The 15469-nt window shown below is 49.7% G+C and carries 10 protein-coding genes; all 10 read right to left on the reverse strand.

Translation table 11 applies throughout. The annotated features are described in order from the left end of the window. Positions 1-152: 152 nt before the first annotated feature. The gene (gene gyrA, locus DP091_RS02100; protein ID WP_113056860.1) at positions 153-2612 is read right to left on the reverse strand and encodes a DNA gyrase subunit A; all 2460 of its coding nucleotides are present in this window, start codon (positions 2610-2612) and stop codon (positions 153-155) included. An 11-nt stretch (positions 2613-2623) separates the two neighbouring features. Then, on the reverse strand, positions 2624-4603 hold the full coding sequence (gene parE, locus DP091_RS02105) for a DNA topoisomerase IV subunit B (protein WP_113056861.1): 1980 nt from the start codon (positions 4601-4603) through the stop codon (positions 2624-2626). A gap of 115 nt (positions 4604-4718) precedes the next feature. Continuing rightward, the gene (locus DP091_RS02110) at positions 4719-5708 is read right to left on the reverse strand and encodes an ABC transporter permease (protein WP_113056862.1); all 990 of its coding nucleotides are present in this window, start codon (positions 5706-5708) and stop codon (positions 4719-4721) included. Beyond that, complete coding sequence (locus tag DP091_RS02115) at positions 5701-6669, reverse strand: ABC transporter ATP-binding protein (RefSeq protein ID WP_113056875.1); 969 nt, start codon at positions 6667-6669, stop codon at positions 5701-5703. The genes DP091_RS02110 and DP091_RS02115 overlap by 8 nt, the downstream gene beginning before the upstream one ends. A gap of 36 nt (positions 6670-6705) precedes the next feature. Beyond that, the gene (locus DP091_RS02120) at positions 6706-7557 is read right to left on the reverse strand and encodes a GDSL-type esterase/lipase family protein (protein ID WP_113056863.1); all 852 of its coding nucleotides are present in this window, start codon (positions 7555-7557) and stop codon (positions 6706-6708) included. 148 nt (positions 7558-7705) lie between these two features. After that, complete coding sequence (locus DP091_RS02125) at positions 7706-8449, reverse strand: CAP domain-containing protein (protein WP_113056864.1); 744 nt, start codon at positions 8447-8449, stop codon at positions 7706-7708. A 351-nt stretch (positions 8450-8800) separates the two neighbouring features. After that, a complete protein-coding gene (locus DP091_RS02130; RefSeq protein WP_071218337.1) occupies positions 8801-9262 on the reverse strand; it encodes a GNAT family N-acetyltransferase in 462 nt (153 codons plus the stop codon). Positions 9263-9403: 141 nt separating this feature from the next. After that, the gene (locus DP091_RS02135; RefSeq protein ID WP_113056865.1) at positions 9404-11269 is read right to left on the reverse strand and encodes an ABC transporter ATP-binding protein; all 1866 of its coding nucleotides are present in this window, start codon (positions 11267-11269) and stop codon (positions 9404-9406) included. Beyond that, positions 11266-13044 carry an ABC transporter ATP-binding protein gene (locus DP091_RS02140; protein WP_113056866.1) on the reverse strand — a complete coding sequence of 593 codons (1779 nt, stop codon included), beginning with the start codon at positions 13042-13044 and terminating at the stop codon, positions 11266-11268. Before DP091_RS02140 ends, DP091_RS02135 begins: the two co-directional genes overlap by 4 nt. A gap of 527 nt (positions 13045-13571) precedes the next feature. Next, positions 13572-15469 (reverse strand): dynamin family protein (locus DP091_RS02145; RefSeq protein WP_181469705.1); only part of this gene is annotated, 1898 nt, incomplete at its 5' end.

The raw sequence follows: 15469 nt of genomic DNA on the forward strand, positions 1-15469 counted from the left end.
ATGGTCGGGCATATGTCAAATAGTATAAATAACAGTTCTTATGTTGCACTAACGCAAAATATAGCAAAAGCACCTCGACAAATATCATCGAAGGTGCTTTTGTCCGTCTATCTTATCTTGTCCAAACTTGGAAATTCCCTAAGCAATCTTGTTTAACTTTCTTTTTCTGACTCCGCATGCGGAAGTCTTACCAGATCGACAATCCGTCCTTGCTTGCCAACATCGGCAAGCAGCTTGCCTATCGATTTACGTTCCGCGATCGGAACCTTTTCGGTGTGAATCAGATGAGCTTGCCCGTCTTCGCTGTATGCCATAATCTGCAGCGGTTCACGGCAATAAAAAGCACCGACAATGGCGCTGCCGTTAGGCTTCACCCGCTTGCCTTCCTTAAACTCAAACGTAGCCATGCCTTTTCCGCCGCGGCTTTGCGTCTGGTAATCCAACAGCAAGCTGCGCTTGCCATAGCCAAGATCCGTGATGGTCAAAATCTCACCCTCATCGTTCTCCACCCATAATGCCGCAACGACTTCATCCCCGTCACGGAGCTGGATTCCCCGAACCCCGCCGGAAACGCGTCCCATGGCGTTGACTTCCTGCTCATTAAACCGGATGCTCATCCCCTCTTTCGAGATTAGCACAATATCTTTATTGCTATGACTCACGACGACCTGTATAATGCTGTCTTCCGCAGCGACCTTGGCTGCCGCAACGGCGCCAGCCCGCTTGGTGACATACTCCTTGAGCTCTGTGCGCTTCACTTGACCTTTGCGGCTGACAAACACAAGCGACTTGCCCTCTTCTTCAAAGTTCGAAACCGGAATGACCGATACGATGTGATCCTCTTTCGGTACCTGAATCACGTTAACGATGGCCGTACCGGCATCTTTCCATTTGTATTCCGGAATCTGGTGAACCGGCAATAAGAAATACTGTCCACGGCTCGTGAATATAAGCAGATTCTCCAGGGTATTGACTTCAAACAAACGTGTGATGTAATCCCCTTCCTTAACGCCTGAGCTTTCCAGCTCACCGCCGCTTCGGGTGAAGGATAACATGCTGGTACGCTTGATGTAGCCTTCATTAGACAGAGTTACGAGCACGTCCTCTGCGTTCACCAGCACTTCAAGATTAACCTTGATCTCTTCCACTTCTTCCTGAATGACAGAACGCCGGTCGATGCCGTATTTCTCGCGAATGTCAAGCAGCTCTTTGCGAATGACGGCAATCAGCTTCTTATCGCTGTCCAGTATCGCACGCAAGCCCTCGATTTTCTTCATTAACTCGTCCAGCTCTTTTTGCAGGGAATGAATTTCAAGGTTCGTAAGGCGGTATAATTGCAAGGTCAATATGGAATCGGCTTGTCTCTCCGTGAAACCGAACATCCATTGCAGATTGTTCTGAGCATCCTGACGATTCTTGGAGGCTTTAATCGCCGCAATGACCTCATCCAGGATATTTAAAGCCTTAACCAGGCCTTCCAATACGTGCGCCCGATCCTCTGCCTTCTCCAGCTCATACTGCGTCCGGTGCGTGACAACTTCACGCTGATGCTCGATATAGGCGGATAACATGTCTTTAAGCCCCAGCTGTTGAGGGGTTTTGTTCACGATCGCAACCATATTGAAGTTGTACGTAATTTGCAGATCGGTTTTCTTGAACAAATATGCAAGAATCCCGTTTGCGTCGGCATCCTTCTTCAGCTCAACAACGATGCGAAGCCCTTCCCGTCCGCTTTCATCGCGAACCTCGGCGATGCCCTCGACTTTTTTCTCCAGTCGTATGTTCTCCATAGCGGTAACAAGCCGTGACTTAACGACTTGATAAGGAATTTCCGTGATGACGATTTGCTGCTTGCCGCCGCGAAGCGATTCAATGTCCGTCTTCGACCGCAGATAAACGCGGCCTTTGCCTGTCCGATAGGCCTCCAAGATGCCTTCGCCGCCCATGATGATTCCGCTGGTCGGGAAGTCCGGACCTTTGATAAAGGTCATAATCTCCGCCAGCTCAATCTCCGGCTTCTGCATAACGGCAATACAAGCATCGATCACTTCCCGCAGATTGTGAGGCGGGATCTCAGTGGCAAACCCCGCGGAAATCCCGCTAGCTCCGTTCACAAGGAGGTTTGGGTACCGTGAAGGCAGCACAACCGGTTCCTTGGCCGTGTTATCAAAATTATCCTTAAACCGTACGGTCCGCTTTTCGATATCCCGAAGCAGCTCCATGGCAATCGGCGATAACCTAGCCTCGGTATAACGCATCGCTGCGGCGGGATCATCATCCTGGGAACCCCAGTTTCCGTGGCCGTCCACGAGAACATGTCCCATCTTCCATGGCTGAGCCATCCGTACCATACCTTCATAAATCGATGAGTCCCCGTGCGGATGGTAATTACCCATGACATCCCCGACGGTTTTCGCCGATTTACGGTATGGTTTATCCGGTGTGTTACCCGAATCGTACATGGCATACAGGATCCGGCGCTGAACGGGCTTCAGCCCGTCACGAACGTCCGGAATCGCCCGGTCCTGAATAATATACTTCGAATACCGGCCAAATCGATCACCTACGACCTCTTCCAGAAAAGCCGGCAAAAATTGCTCAGATAAACTCATTGCTTCACCTTCTATTCCTCAAACTCTGCGAAGTTGACATTTTCTACGATCCACCGCTTGCGGGGATCTACTTTATCTCCCATCAGCGTAGACACACGACGCTCCGCTTTGGCAGCATCATCGATTTGTACCTGCAGCAATGTCCGTGTTTCCGGGTTCATCGTTGTTTCCCATAATTGCTCCGGGTTCATCTCGCCCAGACCTTTGTAGCGCTGCAGCTCGAAGTTTTTGAATTCCTTCAAATAATTAGCCAGCTGCTCATCCGTCCAGGCATACCGGACGGTTTCCAGCTTCCCGGATTTGCTGGCGATTTTATACAGCGGAGGCTGCGCAAGATAGACGCGGCCTTCATCAATCAACGGTTTCATGTATCTGTAAAAAAACGTAAGCAGCAGCACCTGAATATGAGCGCCATCCGTATCCGCATCCGTCATGATGATGATTTTCGAATAATTGCTGTCCCCGGCAGTAAACTCCGTACCGATCCCAGCGCCAATGGCAGATACAATCGCTCGGTATTCATCATTCTTCAGGATGTCGGCCAGCTTCGATTTCTCCGGATTCATCGGTTTCCCTTTAAGAGGCAGTATAGCCTGGATTTTCGAATCCCGCCCCTGCTTCGCAGAACCGCCAGCGGAGTCCCCTTCGACAATAAACAATTCGGTTCTCGTAAAGTCCTTGGACTGCGCAGGGGTCAGCTTGCCGCCCAGATTGGAGCTTTCGCTGCGCTTCTTCCCGCTGCGCATCTCATCTCTTGCTTTACGGGCCGCTTCACGCGCTTTGGAAGCCTGGATGGCCTTCTTCAGCAGCGTTTGTGCGATCTGCGGATTCTCCTCGAGGAAGATTTGCATCTTCTCGGTGACAATGCTGTCAACCGCACTGCGCGCAGAAGCGCTTCCCAGCTGGTCCTTGGTCTGTCCGACAAATTCGACCTCAGCCATCTTGACGCTGATTACGGTCATCATGCCCTCCCGAAGATCATTGCCCTCCAGGTTCTTGTCCTTTTCCTTCAAAAGATTGTTCTTGCGGGCATAATCATTCATGACACGAGTATACGCTGTCTTAAAGCCCGTCTCATGCGTACCACCCCCGCGCGTCGGGATGGAGTTAACGAAAGAAGCCAGCGTTTCGGTATATCCGGCATTGTATTGAAGGGCGATTTCAACTTCGATATCATCCTTCTCCGCATAAAAATGGATCACATCATGCAGCACGTCCTTGCCTTCATTCAGGAACTGAACGAACTGGCTTGCGCCGCCTTCATAGAAAAACTCTTCCCCGTTGCCGCTGCGCTCGTCTTTCAATACAATCCGGAGTCCAGAGTTCAGGAAGGCAATTTCCTGTAAGCGCTCTGCTAGCGTGTCGTAGTTCAGATGCGTTCCCGCGGTAAACACGCGCGCATCCGGTTTAAACGTAATCTTCGTCCCTGTTTTGTTTGTGTTGCCAAGCACCTCTAGACCCGTTACAGGTTCCCCGACATGCTCTTTTCCTTTTTTGTCCTGCCAGTATTCAAATCGTTGGCGGTGAATTTTACCTTCACGATATATTTCCACCTCCAGCCACTCGGACAGCGCATTGGTCACGGATGCGCCAACGCCATGAAGACCGCCGGACTTCTTATATCCGGAACCACCGAATTTACCGCCGGCATGCAAAATCGTAAATACAACCTGCGGAGTGGGGATGCCTGTCTTGTGCATTCCGGTTGGAATACCGCGTCCGTTATCGTACACCGTTGCGGACCCGTCTTTATGCAATGTAATTTCAATTCTCGAGCAGTACTTGGCCAAATGCTCGTCTACGGCGTTGTCCACAATTTCCCATACCAGATGATGCAAGCCTGACGAGCTTGTGCTCCCTATGTACATGCCTGGCCGTTTGCGCACCGCAACGAGGCCTTCGAGCACTTGAATGTCGTCAGCATCGTATCCTGAACGGTTGTTACCGCCGTTCTTCGATGACTCTGCAAACATATCGATCTGTTCGACCATTCATGCTCCTCCTTCAATTTCACGTATCTCGTGTATTTCTATTTTCTACATTTCAATATTTTAGAAGAACGCTGTTCCCTAAAAATGCAAACAAATGTTTCATGCTTTGTCCATTTTAATTCAAGATATCCCTTCTCGTAAAGACACTGAATGAAACAATAACCGCACAAATGGCCCAGACGGCCAATACGGCAAGGGAAAAATTCAAAGTCATCCCCTCAATTGGCGGCAAATTGCCTGCTAAATAGTTGGTTAAATTGAGGTTTACCATGAACAAATATTTCGCGCTGTTCCAAGCTGATGCCATATTCGTCAGAATATTTCCGGCAATCAATGCGGCCATCATAATCACAATGCTCGCCGCGGTGCTTCGAACCAGCACGGACACCATAAAAGCCAGCATGCCGACACATACGCCGACAAACCACACCAATCCACCCTGCATCAGCAAATACTTCCACTGTGGAACCGCATGAACGCCGGACATATCCACATCAGACCCAACAATTTGGAATCCCGTGAAAACCGGTATGTCAAATCCCTTGTATCCGAAGGCTAGACCGGAGATCAGATAGGCTATGACAAAGGTGGAAACGACAATAAGGGACGTAAACATGATCAAGGCGATCAGTTTGCTGAGCAGCACCTTCCATCGCTTCACAGGCCTTGTCAGCAGCATTTTGATGGTACCGGTCGTCCGTTCACCGGAGACGATATCCGAAGCGATCGCCATAATGAGCAGCGGGATAAACAGGGATATCGCATTATTCAAAAATTCCCGTGTAAACGTAACCCCGTTTGGTTGATTAGGATTCACATCATGCTGCAAATAATACTGCATTTGCTGAATAAAGATTTGTCTATATCGTTTCCATTCATCCGGCACCCTGTCACTGCTAAGCGAATTCTCATTATCCGTGATTCGCTGCTGAAGTTCAAGCCGCCAATCACTGTTGAACTTCTCCCGGCTCCGTTCAGCTGACTTCATCTGGGCATAAGTAAACATGGGAACCAGAACAAGAAGAACGAGCAGGACAACATAAAACCGCTTTCGTTTGATAATTTTGATGCACTCGTTTTTGATCAGGGGCAACAGGTTACTCAATGCTCTCACCCTCCGTCATCTGCAGGAACAGCTGCTCCAGCGTAGGATTGATCCGATGAACCTCCCGAACCTGTACTCCCGCGGCCACCAGCCGTTCCACAGCTCTTGACGTGTATGTAGTGCTCATACGGGTCACAACAGCATCCGGAGACATGCCTGCGAGCAAATTATCGTCGAGCACGTCTTCGGGGCGTTCGACGATGTGGCAATAATCCAGCTTTTGCAATATTCGTTTCCCTTGCACGGCGGGATTCAGATCCCAGATCACGTGATCGCTGTTGCCGGCAATCAATTCCTCGACCTCGCCAACCGCAAGCACTCTTCCGCTGCTGATGATCGCCACGCGATCGCATAACAGCTGAATTTCGCTCAGCAGATGACTCGAGACAAAAACAGCCAATCCTTCCTCGGCTAACCGATGGATGAACTGCCGCATCTCTTTGATCCCTTTCGGATCAAGACCGTTTGTCGGCTCGTCAAGAATGAGCAGCCTCGGTCTGCCGAGCAGGGCTTGAGCTATCCCAAGCCGCTGCCGCATTCCCAGAGAATACGTGCTTACCTTGTCATGAATTCTTCGATCCAATCTCACCGTATCCACAACTTCCTGTATTCGCTGCTGGTCAATGCCGGGCTGCATTCGCGCAAAATGCTCAAGATTTTCCCACCCCGTCATATATGAATACATTTCAGGATTCTCCACGATGGAACCGATATAACGCAGCGCCTGCTCCTGTCGGCGGTTCACATCATAACCGCAGACCTCGATCCGGCCGGAGGTCGGTTTGATCAGATCCACCAGCATCCGGATCGTGGTCGTCTTTCCTGCCCCGTTCGGCCCCAAGAATCCGAAAATTTCGCCTGCGCGCACGTCGAACGACACATCATGTATAATCCATTTTCGACCGATTTTCTTTTTTACATGCTGGACAGATAGCACGATTTCTTGAGCTTGTTCATTCATCGTTTTCCAACTCCCCATATGACATCCTCATCATGCCTAGAGCATACCCTCTACAATTCGATCCGCTATAGCCTGATATCCTGCCCCGTTCGGATGGAAATGGTCCGAGGACAGATACTCGCCCAGCTTGTGCTGAAATAGATCGAACGTAGGGACCAATGTCATATTGGGATCCCGGTTCACAATCTCCATGACCGAATGATTCCAGGCTGAGACCACGATATTGCCGGGTATGAGCAAATCCTCCAAATCGGAAAAAGGATGATATAGACCGATATAAACGATTCGGGCGTTCGGATTAATGGCGCGAATCTTCTCCAGAATCGCCTGCAGGCGTTCAGAGGCCTGCGGCAATGCGCCCATCAGCTTGGCAGGTTCGAGCTCCAACTCATCGGAATCCGCTGCCCCGTCCATCAGCCCGCTGCCTTGAAATATATCATTGCCTCCGATCGAAAGCATAATGACATTGGCTTGCTTCAAGGCATACTGTATTCCCTTGTCGTCCAGCTTGGGAAGCAGTCCTTCGGTAGTCATTCCGTTTACGGCCAGATTCGCCAGCAGGCTCGCTGTTCGTCCATCGCTGTTTAATTGATCCACGGTTCGGCGGACAAAACCGCTCCCGGTATTGTCCCCTGTTCCCTTGGCCAGTGAATCTCCAATCGCAGTTACCTTTAGATCATGGGGCAAAACCGGTTGTGACGGATTGTTCCCCGGCTGCCCCGACGCTGTCCCTTCTTCGGACGCCTCGGATCCGCCACCGGTCAGCAAGGGCTGTCCTTGCGGATCATTAATATCTTTGAACGCATACATAAAACCGATAATGAGCACAATCGTTACAATAACCGACACGGAGGCTGTGATTCGCCATATCCATGCAGATGATTTCATGACATTCCCCCTACAAATTTCCTCATTACATTACCTTAAGACTTCTATATAAAATTTGCAAATCAAAACACGCAAAGAAGACTGCCCCGGACGCAATCTTTTGATGCGTGACCGGGGCAGCCCTTTTCATATGAAACGAGATAAGTGCTTATTGACTTATGAATTCTTGGACCCAATATCCGTTATAGTATCCAACACCGATCATGGTGAAGTTCGGAGACAGGATATTTTCACGGTGACCTTGGCTATTCATCCAGGAGTTCATTACTTCTTGAGGCGTACGTTGCCCTTTAGCAATATTCTCGCCGGCATAGCCGTAAGAAATACCGTAAGCTTTCATCATATCAAATGGCGAGCCATGTGTCGGTGAAGTGTGGCTGAAGTAATTGTTATTACTCATATCCTTCGCTTTATCCAGCGCTACGGTTGTTAGCTTAGCATGAACCGTGAGCGGCTTCAGACCTGCATTCGCACGTTCTTTGTTCACCAATGTGACAACCTCGGAAGCAAAATTGGATTGTTCCGTTGTACCCGCAGGCTCGGAAGGCTGGGACGGTTTTGTAGATGGAGTGCTAGTCTCAGGCTTGCTTGTTTCCGGTTTGCTGGTTTCAGGTTGCGTCGCTTCTGGTTTAGTGGTTTCTGGCTTGCTGGTTTGCGGAGTTTCAACAGGTTTGTCTGCCTGCGGTTTTTCCGTTTGCGGCTTCTGAACCACCCATTTAAACTGGGATTCAAAACCTTGGCTTTCCAGGAACTTCTGAATCTTTTGCTGCCAGTTTTCATAATTATTACTCTCAGCAGGTGCTGCGGATGCCGTAGTGGGCAGCATGATACCGACAGCCAGTACAGCAGCAATGCTGCCGCCTGCGATTTTCTTTATCCAAAGGTTGTTCATAAATGCTCATCTCCTATGCTCATAGTTGTGAGTATGCTTGACCGCCCATTCTAAGATGAAAGTCACGGGTGCTGGACGATCAAACAATAGTTACATTTTTGTAATCTCGTACGAACACATTGTAACACATTTGATACCTTGGGCAATCCTACAATTGTTGGAAAAGCGACCTTGGATTCCTACCTATACATAGGTGATTACGTCGTCACTAGACCAGATCATAGGTAGTGATCGATGCTTGATTCCAGCGATGAATCTCTTTTTATATCGGTTGATTTTCAATCGAGTTTTAGCCCATAACAAGAAAAAACCCATCCCAAAAATGGGATGGGTTCATGAAAAGTTCCTGGACTACAGCTTTTTACTAAACTGATATCCAGCCTTTTCAAATCCAATATGCTCATAAAATGCATGTGCGGGAGCAAGTTCTTCCCGGTTGCCGCTTGTGAGAAACAAGAGGTGGCTACCATGCTGTCTTCCCCATGTCTCTGCACCGCGAATCAATCTTTTGCCAATTCCTTGGCCGCGGTAGCTTGAGGTTACAATAACCGAAGTAATTTGAGTGACCGGTTCGGTCATAGTGAAGGATTTGACTTGACGAAGCATGATCATACCAACAACAACACCATCAACTTCAGCAATCAGATTGCCGTATAAAGGATTGTCGTTCATCGCTTCCATCCGTTCACGCATGACATTCAGCGTGGTCGGATAATTCAGTTCGCGCATCAAGGATGTGACAGCTTCCAAATCATTCTTCTCAAAGTTTCGAATCAGCAGTGCAGGCGCAGATAATACGCTTTCGATGCTCATTATACCCTCATGCTTCCCTTCTTCTATGAATTCTGAGTAAACTCTACTTCTATTTTGTAAGTTTATGAAGAAGATTGCAAGTATCAAGCGACATTTTTTTTACATTTGTGTCGGTTTTGTTAAACCTTTGTTAAGCCGTTTTTACAAAAATCGGTATTGCGCTTCAATCAACCCATGATACGTACCCTGCTTCTGCATAAGCTGGCTGTGATTTCCTTCTTCGATAATTTTACCATGATCCAGCACGACGATATGATCGGCATGGCGGATGGTTGACAATCGGTGCGCCACGATGAAGGAGGTTCGGCCCTTGAGCAGCACTTTAAGAGCTTCCTGAATCTTCAACTCCGTCTCGGTATCGATACTCGCCGTTGCTTCATCCAGAATCAGAATCCGCGGATCGGCAAGGAGCGCCCTGGCAAAGGACAGCAGCTGCCGCTGACCCATAGACAGCATATTCCCGCGTTCTTCAACCTCGGTATCGTAACCGCCCGGCATCTGAACGATGAATTCATGGGCGCCGACCGCCTTCGCTACATCCTCAATCTCCTCATTGGTCGCATCCAGACGGCCAAACCGGATATTATCGCGAATCGTGCCGGAGAATATAAAGGTATCCTGCAGCACGATGCCAATCTGATTGCGGAGGCTTTCCACCGTCACCGATTGGATATCGTATCCGTCAATCGTTAACTTACCTTCGGTAATATCATAGAATCGGCTGAGCAGATTAATGATGGTACTCTTGCCTGATCCGGTATGACCGACAAGCGCAATCGACTGGCCTGCCTTTACATTGAGATTGATCCCTTTGAGAGCCTGGCGTCCTTTTTCGTATTCGAACACCACATTCTCCAGCTTGATATCCCCTTTAATCGTTGGCAATTTCTTCGCCCCAGGCTGATCATCAATGCTCGGCTTCTCGTCAATGAACTCAAATATGCGTTCGGATGAAGCCATGGCGACAAGCAATTGGTTATACATCTGGCCAAGCCGGTTGATCGGCTCCCAGAAGTTCCCTACATATTGGGTGAAGGCAATTAACAGACCGATGGTGAGCTCGCCTTGTTGGATCAACACCGCACCTAGCCAGAACAAGATCAATGAACCGAAACCACCGGTTATTTCGATAAGAGGCCCAAACCCTTGGTTCATGGCCGACGCTTTATCCCAGGACTTTTTGCTGTCCATGTTCATGTTATCAAAGAACTTCATATTCTCTTCTTCTTGCGTGTAAGCTTGGGTCACGCGGATCCCCTGAATCGATTCATTCAAGTGAGAGTTAATCCGCGAGTTCCGAATCCGTACATCCTGCCATGCACGCCGGATGCGTACACGAAGTTTCGTCGAGATGAAGAACATGATCGGTACCGTGACAATGACAGCAAGACCGAGCTTCCAGTTTATTAATAAAAGAATAACGACAATACCTACTAACTGCACGCAGTCGATGATCAGGTTGACAACCCCGTTGGTAAACAAGTCCTGCAGGGAGTTAACATCATTCGTAACCCGGACCAGCACAGATCCAGCCGGACGCTTGTCGAAGAAATTGAAGGACAAACGCTGAATGTGCTGGAACAGATCTGCACGCAGGTCATAAATGACCCGCTGACCGATGATATTCGTAAATCTGATACGAAATATTCCTGCAACCCATTGAATGATATACATCGCAAGAACCGCGATTGTGATCTGATACAATAAGGTTAAGCTCGGGTTGCCATCCCTCGGGTCAATGGCCTGGTCGATCGCCAAACTGGTCAAGAACGGAATGGCCAGCTTCGTTATGGTACCGATGACCATCATAAGGCCGATCAACGGGAGAATCTGTTTGGCGTAAGGTTTCATATACGAGATCAGACGTGTCAGCTGAGCCCAGTTAAACGGCTTTTCAATCGCATCGTCGTCCTTGTATACAAAACGTTCATTCGTTTCTTCCGAAGGCTTCCGCGGCCTCGGAATCTTTTGCTTCTGATGCGGTTCAGTATTTACATTGGCGTTCATGCTTGCACCTGCCCTTGCGTGCCTCCTGCTTGAGCTTGCTTCGCAATAAGGTCCGCATATTGTATTTTGTATACATCCTGATAAGGCCCCGGCACTGCAATCAAATCGTTATGCTTGCCGCGCTGCACAACTCTTCCCTCATCCAGAACGAGAATTTCATCCGCATGACGCAAGGAAGAAATCCGGTGAGCGATAATAAAGGTCGTTCTGCCGTTCATAACTTCCTGGAAGCCGGACTGAATTTCATGCTCGGTTTCCATATCTACAGCACTGGTGGCATCATCCAGGATCAGGATTTTCGGATCTTTCAGAAGGGCTCTTGCAATCGCAATCCGCTGCTTCTGTCCGCCGGAGAGTCCCATCCCCCGTTCGCCGACAATGGTATCGTAACCATCCTTCATTTCCATAATAAAGTCATGGGCTTTGGCCAGCTTGGCAACACGGATGATGTCTTCCATGCTAACGTCCTTCATCCCGTAAGAAATATTGTTGCGGATGCTGGACGAGAACAAGAAGGTCTCCTGAAAGACCGTGGCAATCTGGCTGCGCAGACTCCGGATCTTTATATCATTGATGTTCATGCCGTCTAGTTTGATGCTGCCCTGATTCACATTGTAGGCATGCATCAAAAGCTGGATAATGGTCGATTTACCAGACCCCGTTCCCCCAAGCAGCCCGATCACGGAGCCGGGACGAGCATCCAGGTTAATATCTTTGACGGCTGCCATCTTGTTACCGTAAGCAAAGGTGACATTATCAAATACGACATGACCCTTCACCTCGCTTGGCACCAGATCTACCGCACGCTCACGGTCTTCGACATCAATCGGCTGATTCAGCAGCTCGAGCACCCGTTCACCCGATGCCTTCGACTGCGTGTAGTTATTAATGTGAAACCCGATCCCCCAAAGCGGGCCGATTATGTACCAGATCAAAGTAAAGAAAGCTGCCAGTTCCCCTACCGTCATGGAACCTTGGATAACCATCGCTCCGCCGACGGCTAGCAAAATGACGACGCTGATATTCGCGAAGAGCTCCATCAACGGGAAGTAGCGAGCCCATAAGGAAGAGGCAAATATCTGGTTGGTTTTGTAACGCTCATTCCGTTCGGAGAATTTCTCTACTTCGTGAGGCTCGCGAGCAAAAGACTTTACGGTACGGACACCCGTAATATTCTCCTGAACCGCGGTCGTCAGCGAGCTTAGTGCAAGACGCATCTCCTGGAACGCCGGGTGGATCTTCGATTCGAACTTTAGAGCCGCCACAACCAAAAATGGCATCGCTACCAAAGTTACGAGCGTTAATTTCCAGCTAATGGTAAACATCATAATGGAGCCAAAAGTCACCATCAATACCAGATTAAGCAGCTGAGCAAAACCGAAGCCGATAAACATTCGAATTGCTTCCAAATCGCCCGTCAGCCGTGACATCAAATCCCCGGTCCGTGCCGTGTCATAGTAACGGAACGATAGAAATTGCAATTTTTCATAGCAGGCGTTTCGTAACGCATAAGCCAGGTAGTTCCCCAGCCTCCCCCCAAAAAATCCGTGCAAAAACTGCATGAAAGCTTTAAGGATGACCACACCCAGCACAGTTAGCGCCAGCTGCGGTACGATACCGTAATTCTCCAGCTTGATTGCATCGTCAATCAGCACTTTTAACAGATGCGGATAGACAAGTCCTAAAGCGGTTGCAATCGCCAGACACAGCATGGAAAGAAAAAGATAACTTCGTTTCTCCCAAAAGAAGCCCTGCAGTTGCCTGAGAACATTCATGATTATCCTCCTTTGGATTATTTTCGTTCAGGTTATGTAGCATTTATGAAGTTTATCATCGACCTGAACCCGCGGCAAAGAGGGAAAACCGCCATAAATGAGCCAAAAGGACCTAAAGGGGGCAAATAGTATAACTTATCTTTGTTTCATAATGAAATCATCGGAAATTCTCATTAATACTAGGGGATATAATCACATTGTCAGTCCCTTCAACCATCAGGCTTCATCCCCGATTTCCGACTTTTTTGAACATGCTTGAAAAAGGGTAATATCCTAAGCCGTTTTCACCCCAGTGGGAACATTGTAGCGGATTAAAATACGTCATACCATCCTCTTGACCTTTATCCACCCGAACGAGCATAGGAAAAAAGGCGCCCCGCCAGGATGGCATATGGGACGCCCTTGGATGGAAAATATGCGATTGGAGTTTAGACCTGCATAACATCGTTATTCGTAGGGAAGCTTCAGGCTCCAACATGTATACCTTTCGTTGTGTGCACATGTTCTGGATGGCATAAGATCCGCCATTACCGAGCCGCCTGAATCATAGCTTCCAGCTCATCTGCCAGCATACTCAACATCAACGGAGATTGACCGTCCTGCAGCGAACCGAGGATGGCAGCCATGGATTCCTTCAGCTGTTCCTCCAACACCGATACATGATGCTGCAGTGAACGTACACTCATCCGAACATAGTGGTCCGTCAGCTGCTCTTCCCGAATGCTCACCACGCCCGCCACCGCTTCCTTCACCTTCGGCTCTGCTGCTTCTCGAAGCTTGGAGCTCCCGCTGCCCTCAAAGAAATGCTTGGGGTTCTTAAAGGTCGACCAAAAGGACAACCAATCCCCCTGTATTTGCAATTCCGTTTCTTCCAGCTCCGGCGGTGACCAGTCCTTATCCCGCCGGATGGCAAGGGACAAGCCCTCGGCCATACCGTTGATATCCGCTGCCGCTTTAAGCGCTGCGTCTTCGGTTAATTTGCGGCCGGCCATCTCTAATCGAAGCGTTGTTGCCCATAGCTCCTGATCCAGCTCCATGGACATCGTCCGCATTAAATCACGCCCGCAGGCCGCAAAGGCCGATTTCAGGTGACCTGCGTCCTCCCGAAGCACGGAAGGATTAAACGACTCCTGAAAGAAACGGTTCATGGCATAATCCAGCCGCTGCCGTACATGAAACAGCAGCTCGCTGCTTTCCTGCGCGATATCGCGGGACATGTTTAGCTCCGTTAAAGCTGCAAGACGGGATAAGGCTCGTTTGTGAACCTCTTCCAGCTCCACGGTTTTACGCTCACGCGTGGTCTCATCCTGGGCTGCCATATCGGCCCAAGCTCTGATTCGATCCCTCACCGAAGCCAGTTCATCATAACCGGCGCGCTCGGAAAGCCTTGGCAGTTCTTCAACCGCAAATCGGCTAAGCGCATCCTCGAATACAGGGAACCCCGATTCCTTCAATTTTGCTTCATCCCCATACAGCTTACTATCCAGCGCTGCCAAACTGGAAACAGGGAAGATATGCGGGCTGCCTACCCCGCTGGACGTCAGGTTGGTACGAACATGCTTCACCACCTCATCCAGCTCCTCTTCGGATTGGGCAAGATCTGCGGCATTGACGATAAAAAACATTTTATCCAGCGCAAAGCTGTCTTTAACCCTGCCCAGCTGGGACAGGAACTGCCGATCCGCTTTGGAAAAAGCATGATTGTAATACGTTACGTATACGATAGCGTCCGCATTTTTAATATAATTGAACGTTACGCCGGTGTGCCGTGCATGAAGGGAATCGGCTCCAGGCGTATCCACCAGCACGATCCCCTGCTCTGTCATCGGACAACTGTAATACAGATCAATCCCGTCGACAAAACAGGATTTGGTTTCGTCGGCCACATAGCCCCGATATTCTGCCAGCTCTACGGTTTCTGTCCTACCCAGTTTGGACTCCATCATATCAAAGCCGGCAGCCGCGGCCTTCAGAAACCCATAATGCGGCAAACCTGCCGGATGAATCCCGGCCGGATTCAATGCTTCTGCCGCGTTCCGCCAATTGCTCGGAGTTGGCTCTTGGAGACCCAGCACGCTGAAGGAGTACTTCAGATCGTCCCACCACATATCGCGGCTCTTCATGCGCACGTCTGCGGTACCATGGGTTTTCCCTTCTGCCGGTGCCAGAATCCGGTTCACCGCCGCCGTTGTCGGGTGCGGTGATACCGGCAATACCGACTCGCCAAGCAGAGCATTGGCGAAGGAGGACTTCCCGGCGCTGAACGCACCGAACAGCGCCAAAGTGAACGAGCCGCCCGCAAGCGCATCCGCGCGGGCGGTTATATCCCTCGCGGCCGAGACAAGAGCGGGATGCGGCGCCAGCAGCGCAGCCGCCGCGCGCAGCTTGGCTGCCGCGGCATCCAGCCGCTGGCGCCGCTGCGGTG

The organism is Paenibacillus sp. MDMC362, from assembly GCF_003269305.1.
In the GTDB taxonomy this organism is placed as follows: domain Bacteria; phylum Bacillota; class Bacilli; order Paenibacillales; family Paenibacillaceae; genus Paenibacillus_AQ.